General features: G+C 48.8%; 14 protein-coding genes and 1 tRNA gene. 5 read left to right on the top strand and 10 right to left on the bottom strand.

Features of this window, described 5'->3' with window-relative positions; genetic code table 11:
- Nucleotides 1-46: 46 nt before the first annotated feature.
- Both ACO9K6_RS15495 and ACO9K6_RS15490 read left to right on the top strand, forming a co-directional pair.
- Nucleotides 47-244: a DUF6199 family natural product biosynthesis protein gene (locus ACO9K6_RS15495; RefSeq protein ID WP_424768459.1), complete on the top strand. Its 198-nt coding sequence runs from the start codon at nucleotides 47-49 to the stop codon at nucleotides 242-244.
- A 170-nt stretch (nucleotides 245-414) separates the two neighbouring features.
- A tRNA-Met gene (locus ACO9K6_RS15490) sits at nucleotides 415-491 on the top strand.
- Between the two features lie 289 nt (nucleotides 492-780).
- Here ACO9K6_RS15490 and ACO9K6_RS15485 read toward each other — a convergent pair.
- The 10 genes from ACO9K6_RS15485 to ACO9K6_RS15440 all read right to left on the bottom strand — a co-directional run bounded on the left by ACO9K6_RS15485 (nucleotide 781) and on the right by ACO9K6_RS15440 (nucleotide 13309).
- Complete coding sequence (locus ACO9K6_RS15485) at nucleotides 781-1311, bottom strand: hypothetical protein (RefSeq protein WP_424768458.1); 531 nt, start codon at nucleotides 1309-1311, stop codon at nucleotides 781-783.
- Between the two features lie 209 nt (nucleotides 1312-1520).
- The gene (mglC, locus tag ACO9K6_RS15480; protein ID WP_424768457.1) at nucleotides 1521-2540 is read right to left on the bottom strand and encodes a galactose/methyl galactoside ABC transporter permease MglC; all 1020 of its coding nucleotides are present in this window, start codon (nucleotides 2538-2540) and stop codon (nucleotides 1521-1523) included.
- Nucleotides 2537-4075, bottom strand: coding sequence for a sugar ABC transporter ATP-binding protein (locus ACO9K6_RS15475; RefSeq protein ID WP_424768456.1), 1539 nt, complete (start codon nucleotides 4073-4075; stop codon nucleotides 2537-2539). Before ACO9K6_RS15475 ends, mglC begins: the two co-directional genes overlap by 4 nt.
- 85 nt (nucleotides 4076-4160) lie before the next feature.
- Entirely contained in the window at nucleotides 4161-5201 is a 1041-nt protein-coding gene (locus ACO9K6_RS15470) for a galactose ABC transporter substrate-binding protein (protein WP_424768504.1), read from the bottom strand.
- Nucleotides 5202-5384: 183 nt separating this feature from the next.
- On the bottom strand, nucleotides 5385-6374 hold the full coding sequence (locus tag ACO9K6_RS15465; RefSeq protein WP_424768455.1) for a substrate-binding domain-containing protein: 990 nt from the start codon (nucleotides 6372-6374) through the stop codon (nucleotides 5385-5387).
- The gene (locus ACO9K6_RS15460; RefSeq protein WP_424768454.1) at nucleotides 6364-8202 is read right to left on the bottom strand and encodes a cache domain-containing sensor histidine kinase; all 1839 of its coding nucleotides are present in this window, start codon (nucleotides 8200-8202) and stop codon (nucleotides 6364-6366) included. The genes ACO9K6_RS15465 and ACO9K6_RS15460 overlap by 11 nt, the downstream gene beginning before the upstream one ends.
- Nucleotides 8199-9848, bottom strand: a complete 1650-nt coding sequence (locus ACO9K6_RS15455) for a response regulator (protein WP_424768453.1) — start codon at nucleotides 9846-9848, stop codon at nucleotides 8199-8201. Before ACO9K6_RS15455 ends, ACO9K6_RS15460 begins: the two co-directional genes overlap by 4 nt.
- Before the next feature lie 102 nt (nucleotides 9849-9950).
- Nucleotides 9951-11480, bottom strand: coding sequence for an ATP-binding protein (locus tag ACO9K6_RS15450; RefSeq protein WP_424768452.1), 1530 nt, complete (start codon nucleotides 11478-11480; stop codon nucleotides 9951-9953).
- 174 nt (nucleotides 11481-11654) lie between these two features.
- On the bottom strand, nucleotides 11655-12575 hold the full coding sequence (locus ACO9K6_RS15445) for an aldo/keto reductase (protein ID WP_424768451.1): 921 nt from the start codon (nucleotides 12573-12575) through the stop codon (nucleotides 11655-11657).
- Between the two features lie 113 nt (nucleotides 12576-12688).
- Nucleotides 12689-13309, bottom strand: coding sequence for a hypothetical protein (locus tag ACO9K6_RS15440; RefSeq protein ID WP_424768450.1), 621 nt, complete (start codon nucleotides 13307-13309; stop codon nucleotides 12689-12691).
- 459 nt (nucleotides 13310-13768) lie between these two features.
- On the opposite strand from ACO9K6_RS15440, the gene ACO9K6_RS15435 reads away from it, so the two are divergent.
- Genes ACO9K6_RS15435 through ACO9K6_RS15425 form a run of 3 tightly spaced genes read left to right on the top strand, consistent with a single transcriptional unit; the run spans nucleotide 13769 to nucleotide 16628 of the window.
- On the top strand, nucleotides 13769-14365 hold the full coding sequence (locus ACO9K6_RS15435) for an ECF transporter S component (RefSeq protein ID WP_424768449.1): 597 nt from the start codon (nucleotides 13769-13771) through the stop codon (nucleotides 14363-14365).
- A gap of 5 nt (nucleotides 14366-14370) precedes the next feature.
- Complete coding sequence (locus tag ACO9K6_RS15430; RefSeq protein ID WP_424768448.1) at nucleotides 14371-15834, top strand: ABC transporter ATP-binding protein; 1464 nt, start codon at nucleotides 14371-14373, stop codon at nucleotides 15832-15834.
- Nucleotides 15825-16628: an energy-coupling factor transporter transmembrane component T family protein gene (locus tag ACO9K6_RS15425; RefSeq protein WP_424768447.1), complete on the top strand. Its 804-nt coding sequence runs from the start codon at nucleotides 15825-15827 to the stop codon at nucleotides 16626-16628. The genes ACO9K6_RS15430 and ACO9K6_RS15425 overlap by 10 nt, the downstream gene beginning before the upstream one ends.
- The last annotated feature ends 70 nt before the right edge of the window (nucleotides 16629-16698 follow it).

Raw genomic sequence — 16698 nt, 5'->3', positions numbered from 1 at the left:
GTGTGCTCCTTATTTATGGATCCCCCCCCAAAAAAGGAGGAGAAATATGCTTGTCCTATCTATTGTTCTTGCGGTCGCAGGAATTTTGATGTTGATGAATCCCGCTTTAATCTGGTCCATTACTGAGAGCTGGAAATCAAATGATGCAACTGGACCATCTGTATTTTATATCGGTTCCATTCGATTTGGCGGAGTCCTGTGCACACTTGCGGGAATATGCGGTATTGTTGCCTTATTACTATAACCGCGGCGGCATCTTCACTATCGTTCCCCGTTAGAGGAATAGGATGGTTCAGGGATGACGGTGGCGGCTATTACGTAAAGCTTCTAAAGTAAAGTTTGCTTATTGGCGAGGAATGCTGTATTATAGGAAGCCTGGTCGAAGTAAATGATCACAGTGCTCGATAATACTTTCGCGGGGTGGAGCAGCCCGGTAGCTCGTCGGGCTCATAACCCGAAGGCCGCAGGTTCAAATCCTGCCCCCGCAACCAAACAGCAATTGAAGCTCAGCACATAAATGAAAATGCCTTCAATCCACACTCCGTGGTTTGAAGGCATTTTTGCATGAATAACAATGCCAGCACTAAAATTGCACAATTTCATATTAAAGTTAAACGCCGTAAAGAAATATATTTAATGAGGCTACGCAAATGCGGACACCCCGCAATGTGCCCTTTAACGGCATTAATGAATCGATATTCGTAAGTATACGCCCTGCTCCATCTTGAAATCCAACTCTATTAATCGGCAGCTTTCTGATCATGGCGTAAGCTGCATACTTTAAACCTTAAATTTTCCAATCATCGCCTGCAGCTCCTCCGACAGCAGGCTGAGCGCATCCATGGCGGACATCATCTCCTGTACACCTGCATGCTGCTCCTCCGTATGCGCATATACTTCACGGGACCCGTTCGCCGTTTGCTCAGCGACACGATCGATCGAATGGCAAGTACCGCGCCTCTCGGAAGCCAGCTCGCGAATCTCATCCCGGTTCTTTACTTCCACAGAAGCTGCGGTGATTGCCGGCGGCCATCTCTCCTGCGTTCCGCACTCCCTTTCTTCCTCGTCGTAAGCGCTTACCATTGTGCCGATTTGAGTCCCAAGCTGGCTGTTCATTTCTGCAAGCTGTCCTTCCTTCTCGGTAGAAGGATCTACTAAATATCCGAAAAGCAGACTAATCTGTCCCTGGGTGTTCAGTTCAATTCCCGATACGATTGCAAGGGAGCTCGTATGCTTCTCGAGCAACGAAGTATAATTTCGATCCAGCTTGTCCAAGGAAGTATACGCAACGCCAGCGGTCACCCCGACCAATAACGATACGGCGAAGAAGGCCGCTGTCAGCTTTCGAACCAGCGAGAAACGAGCGGATGACTTACTGAATCCTTTATTTATCCCCTTTTACTTACTGCCCCCCTCTTGTTTGCTTAACGGACAAGGGCCGCTAGACAACAAGTGCTGGCGGCCCTTCGTTTTTGTAATTGTGAACTAAAATGTCCGAACGGCTATCCGCGCAGCACTAACTATTTCTTCGCCATATATTTACGAATGTCGAATGAAACCGCCGCAACAATAATGAGTCCTTTAATAATCAGCTGCCAATAAGGGCTGACGCCAATATAGGTTAAGCCATAATTAATAACGCCGAAGATCAGCACCCCCGCTGCTACGCCCGGTACCGTACCGATCCCGCCAGCGGTTGAGACGCCTCCGACCACGCAGGCTGCAATGGCGTCTAGCTCATACATGTTGCCATAGTTATTTGTTGCTCCGCCGGTTCTCGCAGCCTCAAGCACCCCTGCGAGTCCATAGAGCGCGCCTGATATCGCATAGATCGCAATGAGATTGCGGGCAACATTGATACCCGATACATGTGCAGCCTGAACGTTGCCGCCGATCGCGTACATGTTTTTGCCAAGACGGGTTTTATTAAAGATGACCCAACAAATTAACGCGACAACTATTGCAATAATAACGATATAAGGAATAGAATAACCGCCGCCAAGATCAATATAGCCCGAGCCCCATTTGGTAAAATCCGCGCGAAGGCCGCCAATTGGCTGCGACTGGTTCGGCTCCATATCGAAGTAGATGGAGTTCACGCCGTATATCCCGACCATCGTACCGAGCGTGGCGATGAAAGGAGGGACATGAAGCTTAGCTATAATTACCCCGTTCACCAGACCGACCAGAAGTCCCGCTGCAATGCCGACCAAAATCGGGATCCCTACCCATAGCTGCGGCAGATCCGGAAAAAACCGGTTCGCATACGTATCGATCTGAAGCATAGAAGCTGAGATGACAGCCGTTAATCCGACGACACGGCCAGCGGATAAATCGACGCCGCCTGTGATCAGAATGAATGCCGCGCCCAACGCGATAATCAACCTTGTGGATGATTGCTGCATAATGTCCCGCAGCGTGGAAAAGGCCAAAAAGTTCGGGTCTGCGATTGCGATTCCTATTACGAGTACGATCAGCACAACGAATATAGCGCGCTGCGCCAAATAAGCTCTTACTTTCATTACTGCTTGCGAATTCATTTCGTTATCCCCCCTGATTCAGACAACCGCTGCTGTGCCGCCAGACGCATGATTTCCTGCTCCGTTGCCTGCTTGCCTTCCACGATGCCCGTCATACGGCCTTCGCTCATAACCATGATCCGGTCGGACATGCCAAGCAGCTCCGGCATTTCTGAAGAAATCATTATAATGCTTTTCCCTTGCTTAGCCAGCTCCGTAATAATCGTATAAATTTCGAATTTGGCACCGACATCAATGCCCCGGGTAGGCTCATCCAGCAGCAAAATTTCAGGATCGGTGAGCAGCCAGCGCGCGAGCAGCACCTTCTGTTGATTACCGCCCGAAAGGTTGCGAATCAACGTGTTTACGGATGGTGTCTTCGTCCGGAGCTTCTCCACATTCTGCGCCGCTTCCTCTCTACCCTTGCGCTCGTTCAACAGCCCTAGCCTATTCTGGTAACGACCCAAATTGGCGATAATCGTATTCTCATAAACCGACAGCACCGGGAAAATGCCCGTCACCCGCCGTTCCTCCGTCAGAAGCGCAATATTATGCTTTTTGGCATCGGACGGCGATTTGATTTTGACTGCTTTGCCTCCGATTGAAATGCTCCCCGATGCAACGCCGCGAAGCCCGAACAGCGCTTCAATGAGCTCCGTCCGCTGTGCGCCTACGAGTCCCCCCAAGCCGAGAATTTCACCCCGTCGAAGCTCAAAGGATACATCCTGGAATGACTTCGGATTGGGAGAGGACAAACGATCGACCTTTAGCAGCGTTTCTCCCGGTTTATTCGTGCGCTCCGGAAAGCGCTCTGTCAGATCACGGCCAACCATACGCGTAATAATGAGATCAGTAGTCAATTCGCTTGACGGCCAAGTACCGATATATTTTCCATCGCGCATAATCGTCACTTCGTCCGAAATACGCAAAATTTCTTCCATTTTGTGAGAGATATAAATAATGGATACACCGCGCTTACGCAGCCGGTTAATGATGCTGAACAGCTGCTCCACCTCGTTGCCCGTCAAGGAGGATGTCGGCTCATCCATCACGATAACCTTCGAGTTGAATGAGACGGCCTTGACGATTTCAAGCGATTGAATCTTCGAAACAGATAGCGATACCGTTCGTACCCGCGGGTCGATATCGATCTCAAGGTCACGGAATAAATTGATTGTATCCTGATACATTCGCTTCTCATTTACAAGCTTCAATGGCCCATATCCAAACATCGGGAACCGGCCCAGCCATATATTCTCCATCACATTACGGTGCGGAATCGGATGCAATTCCTGATGAATCATTGAAATTCCGCTTCCCAGAGCGTCCTTCGAGTTGTTAATCGCCATTTTATTACCATCAATGTAAATCTCGCCTTCATCCGGTTTATAGATGCCGAACAAGCATTTCATCAAAGTCGATTTACCCGCTCCGTTCTCTCCCATGAGTGCATGAACGGTACCCGGCTTCACCTTTAACGTTACATTGCTGAGCGCCTGAACGCCGGGAAAGGCCTTCGATATTCCCCGCATTTCCAGCACGTTTAGCTCCGCCATTATTAATCCCCCCAAATTACGGACCTATAATGAAGAACGAGGGGCAACGCCATTGGATGCCGCTGCCCCTTCGTTCGATCCCAAATTATTGCGCGTCGGCGATATTGTCCTTGGTGATTTTCTTATACGCGATCCATACATATTTGCCATCCGTGATGTCAAAGCCGGTATTGTCTTTGGTCGGTGTTTCGCCTTTGGAAAGCGCTTCTGCAATCGCTACGGAAGCAGCGCCTTGGTTTTTGGCGTCGTTAAGCACCGTTCCCAGCATCGTGCCGTCCTGCAGCGCTTGAATAGCAGGTGCCGTTGCGTCAACGCCTACAACCGGCATAAACTTGTCGCCCGTGAAGTAACCCGCAGCTTTCAAAGCTTCGATTGCGCCAAGCGCCATATCGTCATTGTTCGCTAGCACCGCTTCAATTTTGTCGCCATGCGATGCAAGGAAGGTTTGCATTTTCTCTTGGCCTTTGACACGGTCCCACATTGCCGTATCCTCAGCAAGCGCTTCCACTTCAATGCCGGCATCCTGGATCGCTTGTACAGAGAACTTCGTCCGCAGCTCTGCGTCCTGATGACCCGGTTCGCCTGTCAGCATAACGTACTGAAGCTTACCGTCGCCATTTTTATCCGCTGTCGGATTCGCTTTCCAGTAGTCTACGACCAGCTGGCCGGAAATCGTACCGGACTCTTCCGCTTTCGCTCCTACGTAAAATACTTTATCCCATTTGTTCATGTCCTCAGCTATTGGCTCGCGATTCAGGAAAACAACCGGAATATCAGCGCCCTTCGCCTTGTCGATAATAACGCCAGCAGCCGTGCGGTCTACCGGATTGATGATCATCGAATCATATTTTTTGGAAATAAACAGATCGACCTTCTCATTTTGTGTCGGCTGTGCGTTCTGACTGTCTACGATATCAAGCGTTGCCTTGCCTTCCGCCGAGTCCGACATCGCATTCCGTACGCCAGTCATGAACGTATCATCGAACTTATAAATGGCTACCCCGACCTGCGGAATGCTGCCGGAACCTGACGAATTCCCATTGCTGCCACTGTTGCCGCCATTACTGCCAGCGTTGTTGCCGCATGCGGCTGCCGTTAGCATAATTCCTGTCATTAGCACAAGCATCCATTTCTTTTTCACCTGTGTAGACCTCCCTGATTCTTTTCGGTTTTCGATGAGTTGCGCTTTTGCGCCGCGCTTCATCGTCTACCGTCATTATGCACGATCTATGAACGGTTTCGAATTCAAAATTCTCATGCTTTCTATCAAAATTCTCATCACTTCATATAAAATCGAAGGATGCTGCATTCATTGGACAAAAGGGAACAGCATCTTCTGATTATCCATCCAAAACATATTGTCCGCATCGATGACCTTCGTTTCCAGCATGGTCGACTTGTCGAATCCCTCGCCGGCCAGCAGCGCGACAGCCTGCTTGACACCAAGATATCCTGTGCTGAAATCATTCTGTACAACCAGCTTATGAATAATTCCTTCCTGAAGCAGCTCCAGCTGCTCCATCTCGCTGCCAAAGGTGACAATCTTAATCTGTCCTTCTTCACTGCGCCGCTTGACCTCATCGGTTAAACCAAGCGATGCCTGAATCTCAAGAGCCAAAGCGCCATCTGCCGGACCTTTATCGAGCATCTGCTTCGCGGCCTGCCAGCAAGCATCCCTCCTATTGCCGCACGAAGCCCCGTCCGTAATTTGAATGTCTGCATATTCCGCAAGTACAGCCCTTACGCCTGCTTCGCGCTGCTCCAGATCGGGATCGTTCCGATCTGCTCTAATGATGGCTATAGTTCCGCTGCCGCCAAGGAGCTCTGCCATGGCTTTACCTGCTTTGCGGCCAGCCTCCTCATTGTTTATCGCGATGGTCGCCATTACGCCCTTTGCGGTGCGCTCGTCATTAAGTGCCACGACAGGCAGCCCTTTCTCAAAAGCACGCGCTGCCAGCTCTTTCAATACCCTTTCATTCGCGGGATCAATCAGCACCGCAGATGCTCCAGTTTCCACATTTTTCAGTGCCGCATTCAACTGCTCCTCTTCACCTTCGCTTGGCTCGAATGAAATATATTCGAGCTCCACAGCAAATTCCTTGGCTGCAGCGTCCGCGCCAAGCCGCATAGCATTGCCCTGCTCTTCAGCATGGACAGGTGCCACAAGAGCAAGCCGCTTCGGGCTTGGCTCCAAATTGCCCAGCTGAGATGATGAGCAAGCCGCTAAACCGACTGCCGTCAGCAGCAAAGCAGCAAGAAGCCCGAGTCCTCTCATCATGAACTCTCGATTATTCATCATCCCTGTCCTCCTCTTCCGTTGCTCGCATAGCCGGGATATACACGCGGACCGTTGTGCCCTCTTCCTGCTCGCTCTCAAAAACCAGACCATATTGTGCACCGTAATAAAGACGTATTCGATCATGCACGTTTCGGACCGCCACCCCAGAGCCGGAGCTTGGCCCTTCATCTGCGCGTGAGCTATCCCTTTGTAAATCAACATCCGCCAAAATAGATTCCAGCTTCAACGGAGGTATTCCCACGCCATTATCCGCCACCTCCAGCACAAGCAGCCCCTTTACTACACGGGCGCTGATCCGGATTAGACCATCGTCTACCAAATATTCAATGCCGTGTACAATGGCATTCTCAATAAGAGGCTGCAGCACGAGCTTTAAGGTCAAGCAGGACAAAGCCTCGTCCTCCGCCTCAATCTCAAAATTAAATTTTCGCTTGAATCGCATTTGTTGAATCGTCAAATAATGCCGCGCATGCTCCAGCTCCTCGCTTACCGTTATCGTTGTTTTTCCTTTGCTTAAGCTAATGCGGAAGAGCTTCGACAATGAGGTGATCATGGTAATAACCTCTTCATTCTTGCTCATACCGACCATGCGAACGACCGAATTCAGCGTGTTATATAAAAAATGAGGGTTGATTTGCGCTTGCAGCGCTTCAAGCTCATATTTCCTTTTCGATTCCTGCTCCACGATGATCTGCCGCATAAGCTGTCTGATTTTTTCGAGCATAAGATTAAAGCGGCTGGACAGCTGAACAACCTCCAGCGGTCCCTGCATCGGAAGCTCCACGTTGAAATCGCCTCGTTCCACCGCTTTCATTGTTTTCCCCATGCGTCTGATTGGCCGTGCCAGCATGGAAGCAAGCAGCCTGGAGACCAACACAACCAGTACAAGGATCACCGCTACGACCTGAATTAAATAACGATTCACTTCTTCGCGCGTCGTCATCATTTCATCCAAATAAGATACACCGACAACCTTCCAGCCAATATTAACGATCGACTTGACCGTATTCAGACGCTTCACGCCGGCCGATTCATCAATGTAGCTAGCTGATTTCGTAAGCGCTTTCTCAACACTTTCGTTTCGCAGCCCCATATAGATCAATTGCTGCTGGGGATGATAGACAATATTGCCTGCGCCTTCATCAATAATATAGACATATCCCCGCTTTCCAAGACTGATCCGGCTGCTCAGCTCGTCGATTTTTTTGAAATTAATATCAACTAGCAAGACGACATGCATGGGCTCGCCATCGTGAACAACTGTAATTCCCTTACTCATCGATACTACCCATTTGTACGATCCGCCATATAAATTTTGAATATGCGGCAGCGAGAAGCTGAGATGATTCGGCACCCGCATGGCAGAGTGGAACCAGCTCTGCCCCGATACGCGAGCGCTTTCTCTAATTGGCATTGACGGATGATTTCGCAGCAGCTCCCCTTGATCGTCAAAAAGCGCAATCGATACAATATCATCGCGGCTGCTCATTATCGTATCCAGCTGCTTGGTTACCTGTTCATCGTCCCATTGGCCTTCCGTCAGCATGTTTTCCTCGATCGCACGATACAGCTGCGCCATGCCGTCAACATAATTCTCGAGATTGTAGCTGACCTGATCGACAATTTGCTGCGTACTGAGAAACACGTTTTGCTCAGCCGTACGCGAAAACTTATTGTAAAGCAGCAGAGTTACGATCGCCACGATAATGAGAATAAACACGGAAAATGACCACATAATAATCGATTGAATGCTGCTTGCTCGAAGTCTCTCCCATTGGCGCTTAAACGGCAGCTGCGTTTTTCTCCGTTTGGATCGTGAGTCCTTCATGAATCGCGCGCCTCCTCGGAAGCAAGGCTCCGATATTCCTTAGGTGAAACGCCAACCTGCTTCTTGAAGCAGAAGCTAAAATAATTCGGATCAGCGAAGCCGACGCGCTCCGCTATCTCAAAAGCCTTCAGCTCCGTTGTTCGCAGCAGCTCCTTAGCCGCATCCATGCGCGTGTGCATCAAATACTGCACAAAGGTCATTTTGACCTCCTTTTTAAAAACGCCGCTAAAATAACCCGTGCTGATGTGCAAATGCGAGCAGAGCCGCTGAATCGATATTTCAGGATCGCTGTAATTATCCTTTGTATACTGTACCGCCTTCTCGACGATATCCTTGTAGGTATGCTGACGTTTACTCGAAATATGCTTCATAATGCGTTGGCATAAGTCGGAGAACCAGCGCTGCGCTTCTTGCAAGCCGGAAAATTTAAAAATCTCGGCATGCAGCTGGAATCCCGCACCAAACAATTCATCTAAATCGACATCGGAATCCTTCGCCGTACGCAATACCGCTGTAACCACTTCCAGCAGATAGACCTGAATGTCGCTATACGCATAGGTCGATTCGGAAAGCTCATTGAAAATAGCGCCTACCGCAGCACTTAGCTCTTCTGTCGTTCCCACCTTCAGACTTCGAATCAAGGCCTGCTCCTTCAGCTCGTCGAACCGGAGCTTCTCGCAGCGCCGATCCTCCACATCATGAATGAGAATAACCTTCCCAGGTCCAAGGACCAGACGGTAATCGAGCGCCAGTAGTGCATCCCCGTAGGAATATTTCACATCTGCAATGTTGGTCACAACGGAACCAACGCCAATTGTCACGGGCAGCTTTAAATAGTGCACGATGCTCTTCAATATACTTTCGAGCGCATCTTGTGTCTCGCGCAGCCAAGTCTCCTCCTCGCCAATCGTATCGATTGCCAGCAGCGCGATGCTGTCTTGATGAATAAAAGCGCTTCCATGAAACTGCGACTCCCAAATTTCTTTAGCAATATTAAGCATCGCATGCAGCATTAAGTCGAGATCGCCCGAATGCCTAAGCGAATGCTCGGAGACTTCCGGCCCTGCTTCATCGGACGGGTGCAGCGCTATAACCGCCACCGCATACTTTGATCCGGATAAATGGAGTCCGTAATTCATCGTCTTCTCTTCGATTTTGGCTCTGGAAAGCTTTCGGGTGAGCAAGGATGCAAGAAAGGTTTCGCGAAGCAGCGGCAGACTGGTGCGATAATGCTCCTTAAGCTGCCGCACATCCTCTCTCTCCGCCACCTCCGTTTCGATTTTATGTCTGATCTTCAGAAGCAGTTCCATAAAGCTGTCCGCAGAGAATGGCTTCAGCAAATACTCGTCCACACTAAGTCTGATCGCTTGCCGGGCATAATCGAATTCATCATAACCAGTCAGAATGACAATCTTCGTAAGCGGGTAGTGGGCGCGCAGCCATTCGGACAGCTTTAGACCATCCTTAAAGGGCATGCTGATATCCGTGATGACGACATCCGGCTCCAGCCGGTCCGCCAGCTCCATCGCCTCTTTCCCGTTCTCAGCTGTCCCAACGATTATAAATCCGCATGCCGCCCAGTCGATCTCCTGCACGAGTCCTTCCCTGACATCCGCCTCATCATCTACCAGAAGCACTTTATACACCAAAAACTCCCCCTAATTAGCATAAGTCAGCATTTAAACATAGCAGAGCTTTATTATTATCCATAGAACAGAAAAAATCCACAACCTTTTGCGGTTGTGGATTTAGATGGATAATGTTCTCGGCTGCTGAACCAATGGAATACGAATGGTCATCTGCGTTCCAATACCTTCCTCGCTATCTACTAGCAGCTCCCCCCGGTAACTGTCCAGAATTCGCTTAGAAACGACAAGGCCAAGCCCCGTTCCGTTTTCCTTCTTCGTGAAAAAAGGAATAAATAAACCTTTGACGACTTCTGGCGACATGCCCTGGCCCGTATCGATGATCTTGATCAGCGCGTGATTCTCCGCCCTTTCCGACACAATGGACAGCCTCCCGCCCGTCTCCATCGCTTCCAACGCATTTTTAACAAGATTTAGTACAATTTGCTTCAGATGATCTCTGGAAATATTCACATAATCAGGCTCCATCGTTAGTCTGACCGACAGCTCCACGTTGTACATACGCGCTTCCGATTCAATCAAGGGTATCATTTCCTTGAGAACATTATTGATCGCCACAATCTCTGACGAGGCTACGGCAGGTTTTCCGATAATCAAGAGCTCGCTTACGATCGCATTAATGCGATCCACTTCCGTTTGGATTAACGAAAAATAATACTGATCCTTGCTGTCCTTATATTTTTCACTAAGCAGTGAGATAAATCCTTTAATCCCTGTTAAAGGATTGCGTATCTCATGTGCCGTCCCCGCCGCGATCGTACTTATCAGCTTCAGCTTATCGGCTTCGTTCTGACTCAATTCCCTTGCTATTTCTCGTCTGGACAGAAGAGATTGAATAAGGATGAACATAATATTTGTCAGAACTAAAGCGATTGCCAGATAGATCAGAAAAGGTCTTAAAACGGATTGATTGTAATCCAGCTTCAGCATTGCGTTCACTTTCCATGGCACCGCTTTAAGCTTAATAAACGAGCTTGCCCACTGCCGATGATCAAGCAGCCCGCGGGTCTGCAATAGGATTTGCCCGTTGTCGTCCAAAACTTGAATAACCTCATCCAAAACCAGCTCCTGAACATATTCTTCCATCATATTTAATTGAACGCTTCCAACCAGCACGCCTTGTATTTGATCATCTTTATTAATAACAGGGGTAGCGATCGAGAAAATATATCTACCCGTCACCATTCCAATATGGGGATTCGAAATTTGAGTGCGACCCGTATGAACGGCATCTTGAAAATATAACCGATCAGCAATGTTGAGCTTACCTAGCAGCGGATTGGAGCTTTCGAGAATATCCCCGTCACGATCCACCCAATAAAATCCGGAAAAACGAGGATCCTGGCCATGAATATTTTTCAAAAGGTCCTCTATAAAAATATTATTATTCTGCTGATCCGACAAAATCATCGCTAAGCTCTCTAATCGGCCGACTGTCTCTCCAATAAAATTCTCGATATATAACGCATGCAGACTCGCATTCTTATTCGCCTCCTCTACCAATGCAGAGTAAGCACTGTTCGTTTTGTAGTGTAAATAAGTAAAACTGAACAAACTAATCGGCAAGCCTACAAGTAATAGATACAAAAGAACATTCTTTTTAAGTAATGACATTTTTAGTAATTTTATCATAAATAAATCTCCTCATAGGATTGACGATGTGAATATTATAACATCATGTTTTTAAATGAAACAGAAATAATAATCCTATGTTACTATGTATGTTTTCAAATTGTAATGGCGGTAAAAGCAGCAAAACACCCTTTCGGGTGTCTTGTCGTTTTTATCTGTAAATGCAAATTTGGGTTATAGGCGAATATCCTGCGGATGAGGCTCGGCGACAAGCTGCGCCGCTCTGGCATTCGCCGCAACCTGCTCCGGATCCTTGCAGCCAGGTATAACTGCAGTTACCGCTGGATGCTTCAAGCACCAGGCGAGTGCCCAGCTGGCCATATCCATACCTTGCGGCACCTCCTCGCGCTTAATCCGCTCAACCTCCTGCAGCTTGAGCAGCGTGTTCTCCGCATCATGCCGGTGGCGTACATCCGTCTTGCCGAATACGGCGCCAGGCTTGTACTTCCCGCTCAGGTAGCCGCTTGCCAACGGAACGCGGGCAAGCACACCCAAATCCTGCCGCTGGCTGGACGGAAAGACCCGCTCCTCCGGCGCGCGATCTAATCGGTTATATACGACTTGAATCGTACGAGCGTTTACCTTCGTAGATGCATCTGTCTGATGTATATTGTCATTGCTGCCGATCGAAGTGCCAAGAAAACGAATTTTGCCCGCTGCAATCTGCTTGTCCAGCGTGGTCCAAAGCTCGTCGTTATCAAAGGCTTGGTCGGGCCCGGAATGGAATTGATACAAGTCGATGTAGTCTGTCTTCAACGCCTTCAGCGATGCATCCAGTTGAGCGACGACGCCATCGGCATCAAAGACATCGGTGCGCGAGAAACGCTCATGAAAATGATGACCAAACTTCGTCGCAATAATCCAATCCTCGCGATTTCTGCGGCTGATATAATCGCCGATAAGCGACTCGGAAAGATGATCGCCGTAGCATTCCGCTGTATCAATGAGATTGATGCCAAGCTCTTGGCCTTTATCCAGAATAGCGTCGGCTTCCTCCTGCGAATACTCCCGACCCCATTCTCCCCCAAACTGCCAGGTTCCAATTCCAATAACCGACACATTCAAATCCGTGCTGCCCAGTCTCCTATGCTTCACGATCAACACTCCTTTCAGATGGTTTACCATTAGTTTACTGCGTACCTCTATCATTATACCTGTTTAAACCGTTGACAAGAAATATGACCCGCTAGGATTCAATTGTGAAGCAATCATTTCGCATACCGCAAAATCGCTATAGCCGCCCGTTCCCTCCGCTCAGCGTCTTCGCTTCGCATAGCCATTTTAAGTATTTCTATCGCTTCCTCAACTGTATCGGAATCTATATTCACCGGATGCCCGCTGTGCTGCCTATTTTCTTTAGGCTTCTCCAGCCAGCGTTCCAACTGCTCGTGAGAAACGTCACGTTCGAACTTTGCGATTGTCGCCTTCTTATCCAAAAATGACTGCAGGTCTGGATGTAACTCCTCTCGCAGAAGACTCTTTAACCAAGTCACGCCACGCCGATGACACGTGTTATCCTCGATCGTGTCGAAATGCTCGAGGTAATAATAGTCGCCAAGATCCCCAAGATGTACATAGTCGTCATTCGCAACAAACAGATAGTCCCCGTCCTGCATGATATGTGCAAAGGTGCTGGCCGCCTCCCATTGTACAGTTAATTCCTGTTCCTCTAGCTGGCAGACCTGGGTAAGCCGTTCCTTTAACTCTTCCTTACTGACATGCTCCAAATCACCGATACCCGGTAAACCAAAACATACATAATTGTCCTTCAGAAATTCCGCCATGCGGTTGATCCCATTAAGGTCTGATTTCATTTGAAATAAATTCATCTGGCACACCTCCAATCACTAAGCTTCGATCCCTTCATTTCTCTACACCCACCATTTTACCACCGAATTTTCTTGATGAGGTTCAATCTTTATCGAATGATGGATTATACTATGTAACCATTGATAATGACTCCGGGTTTAACGAAAGCGGAAAGCGAACATATTCGTTTAAAAAACAATAAGAATCAGCTATTCCGCCGATTTCTGTAAAAAAGTATTGTCAAATTCACCTTTATCCTGTAAGTTAATTCATATTGAATCGCATAAACGGGAGCTTGATGAAGTCTTGCTGAGATAGCGGCCTTGTGCCTCTGACCGTCAATCTGATCTGGGTAATGCCAGCGTAGAGAGCATATGTGCATTTTTTTGCATATCATGAGGCCTACGGTATTCCGAGGGCCTTTTTTTATGTCTCCTTACGGATTCAACCATTATAAGAACGAGAGGAAGAACCGTACCATGTCAAAAACTTCAACAAAGTCCAAGGGGCTTACGCTAACCGATATTCTGGTTACCATCGTAATAGCCGCCGTTTTCGGAGTCATTTACAAACTATGGGGTCCTATGTACGATGTAGTCAAGCCCTTCGGCACACATGCAGAGCAGCTGGTATACGGCATGTGGTTTATTGCAGGAACCCTTGCCTTCCTCATTATCCGCAAGCCGGGAGTAGCCATCCTCGCTGAGGTAGCAGCCGCTACCGTATCCGCGTTATTGGGTGCAGAGTGGGGGGTCGCTACACTCATATACGGACTCGCGCAAGGACTAGGCGCCGAAATTTTCTTCGCTCTGTTCCGATATCGCACCATAAACGTATTTGTCGCTTCTTTGGCGGCAGTCGGCGCAGCCGCAGCCTCATTGATTGTTGATAATTACTACGGTTATATTGAGTTTTTATCAGCATGGAACTTATCCCTGCTCATTATTCTCCGGGTGCTCGGCAGCATCATCATTGCAGGTATTTTCGCTTATGCCCTATCGAAGGCCCTCGAGAAAACCGGAGTCACTCACCTGCTGCGTCCCGTATCCAAAAAAGACTACGACACGCTGGGGTAGTGAGCATGCAGCCTACACTAGCAGCAGGATTCACAAACCTACGTTTAAAATATCCAGGAGAGGACGGCCTGCTTTTTAAGGGGCTGTCTCTTTCTGTTCAACAAGGCGAAAAGGTGCTGCTACTCGGTCCGAGCGGGTGCGGCAAATCGACCGTGCTGCAAGTGCTGAGCGGTCTCGTGCCGCGTTCGATCGAGCTGCCTATGAAGCAGGACGCCATTACCGTGCCTGAACGTTCCGGTTACGTTTTTCAAGATCCAGACGCCCAGTTTTGCATGCCCTATGTAGATGAGGAATTGGCTTTCGTCTTAGAAAACCTTTGTGTTCCCCGTGAGGAAATGCCTGCGCGGATCGAGCGGCTGTTGGCGAGGGTCGGGCTGCAGCTGGAGCATACACATACATTAATCCAGTCCTTGTCCCAAGGGATGAAGCAAAGGCTTGCCGTCGCTTCGGCCATGGCGCTGGAGCCTGACGTATTATTTCTGGACGAGCCCACCGCGCTGCTCGATTCGGAAGGCACCAAGCAAGTATGGGATTCAATTAAGCGCAGTACCTCGGAACAAACACTTATTATTGTAGAACATAAAATAGATCAAATTGTCGATTGGGTGGACCGCTTGATCGTGATGAGTCCGGATGGAGCATTACTGACAGAGGGAACGCCCGCTGAAGTATTTGCTTCTCATAAGCAGCAGTTTATCGAGTATGGCATTTGGTATCCCGGGGTTTGGCGCGATCATAGGGATAACAACCAAAAACGAACATCCACTGCGAAGCCTGTAGATCAACCGGACAATTCCGCCCTGCTCCATATGGAGCAGTTTCGAGGCTACCGTGGAGGCCTGCCTAAAATTGTCGTCAACCACATGGACGTAACAGCAGGCGAGTGGATATCCGTCATCGGAGCGAATGGAGCTGGAAAAAGCTCGTTATTACTTGCCATCATGAGGCTGATTAAAACAGACGGCATTTGTTCAGTCAGCGGGCTGATTACAAACAAAATCGAGCTACTCGCTGATCGCATCGCCTTCGTATTCCAAAACCCGGAATTTCAATTCATTACGAACTCCGTAGAAGATGAGATTGCCTATTCCTTTCAACTCGAAACAATCGACAAGGATGAACGAAAAAGGCGTGTATTGGATGTGCTTGAGCGCTTCCACCTGCTCCCCTACAAGAACAGGCATCCTTATCAGCTATCGATGGGGCAAAAAAGGCGCCTCAGCGTCGCGGTCTCGATTGAGCGAGGGCAAAAGCTTCTGCTGCTGGATGAACCGACCTTCGGACTGGATGCAAGAAACACATTTTCCATGCTCGACCGATTGGAGCAATTGCGCATACAAGGCGCAACGATCATCCTCGTCACGCATGACGAGGAAATCGTCCAGCATTACTCCACCCGTGTATGGGAAATTCAAGCCGGAAAGCTCACGATGGTTCGCTGCAAGGAGGCCGATGAGCCATGCAATTAACGTTTCCGCATCATCAAACCTGGCTGCATCGCGTAAATCCCGGGCTGAAGCTGTTGCTATTCATTGCGCTGTTCGTAGTCGTCCTTCTTGTACACAACCTGAATATTTTAATTAACTTGACGATTGGCGTTCTGCTTTTATTGGCTCTATGGTCCGGTCATCCGTGGAAGCGTCTGCTGTTATATTCATCGCCCTTTCTGCTCGTGTTCCTATCCACCTCTACCGGCATGATGCTGTTCGGTCAAGGCAGTACGACCTGGCTTCGCTACGGCTTAATCCATATTACAGAGGAGAGCTTCTTTCGCGGGCTGCACTTAGGCTTCAGAGCGTTAAATATGGCAGCTGCCGGTCTGATGTTCGGACTGACCACAAGACCTGTCTACCTGTTCTATTCCTTGATGCAGCAGTACAAATTACCTCCAAAATACGCTTACAGCTTCTTGGCGGCCATGCGCATGCTCCCGCTGCTGCTGGAGGAATTCCAAACGCTAAGGCATGCGCTGAAGGTCAGAGGCGTGCGCAACAGCTATACGCCTAGGGGCCTGTATTTAACTATCCAACGTTATGCAATTCCGCTGCTAGCACAGAGCATCCGCCGAGCACAACGCATTGCCATTGCAATGGAATCCAGACAATTCACTAACGATGCGCAGCGGACCTATTATTACAAGGTCGGTTATTCCGCATCAGACTTGGTGTTTGCTCTTTATTTCATCATCGTCCTGATCTTCTCTTATTGGTTCGGTACGGCATGGCCTTACTTTGAGGTAACAGATGTACGCGGGATGATGTAACTAAAAAAAAATGAGGCATCCCTTAGGTCCGTTTGACCTTTTGGGATACCCTCTTTCCGTGCTCGTCCTG

The sequence above is a fragment of the Paenibacillus praedii genome, from assembly GCF_049725345.1.
GTDB lineage: Bacteria > Bacillota > Bacilli > Paenibacillales > Paenibacillaceae > Pristimantibacillus.
This window is presented reverse-complemented; position numbering and strand designations above follow the sequence as displayed.

Excerpts from the sequence above, each read along its gene's own strand:
- ACO9K6_RS15495 (WP_424768459.1), top strand. The coding sequence starts at position 47 with ATGCTTGTCCTATCTATTGTTCTTGCGGTCGCAGGAATTTTGATGTTG.
- mglC (WP_424768457.1), bottom strand. The coding sequence starts at position 2,540 with ATGAATTCGCAAGCAGTAATGAAAGTAAGAGCTTATTTGGCGCAGCGC.
- ACO9K6_RS15475 (WP_424768456.1), bottom strand. The coding sequence starts at position 4,075 with ATGGCGGAGCTAAACGTGCTGGAAATGCGGGGAATATCGAAGGCCTTT.
- ACO9K6_RS15470 (WP_424768504.1), bottom strand. The coding sequence starts at position 5,201 with ATGCTTGTGCTAATGACAGGAATTATGCTAACGGCAGCCGCATGCGGC.
- ACO9K6_RS15465 (WP_424768455.1), bottom strand. The coding sequence starts at position 6,374 with ATGATGAATAATCGAGAGTTCATGATGAGAGGACTCGGGCTTCTTGCT.
- ACO9K6_RS15460 (WP_424768454.1), bottom strand. The coding sequence starts at position 8,202 with ATGAAGGACTCACGATCCAAACGGAGAAAAACGCAGCTGCCGTTTAAG.
- ACO9K6_RS15450 (WP_424768452.1), bottom strand. The coding sequence starts at position 11,480 with ATGATAAAATTACTAAAAATGTCATTACTTAAAAAGAATGTTCTTTTG.
- ACO9K6_RS15440 (WP_424768450.1), bottom strand. The coding sequence starts at position 13,309 with ATGAATTTATTTCAAATGAAATCAGACCTTAATGGGATCAACCGCATG.
- ACO9K6_RS15435 (WP_424768449.1), top strand. The coding sequence starts at position 13,769 with ATGTCAAAAACTTCAACAAAGTCCAAGGGGCTTACGCTAACCGATATT.
- ACO9K6_RS15430 (WP_424768448.1), top strand. The coding sequence starts at position 14,371 with ATGCAGCCTACACTAGCAGCAGGATTCACAAACCTACGTTTAAAATAT.
- ACO9K6_RS15425 (WP_424768447.1), top strand. The coding sequence starts at position 15,825 with ATGCAATTAACGTTTCCGCATCATCAAACCTGGCTGCATCGCGTAAAT.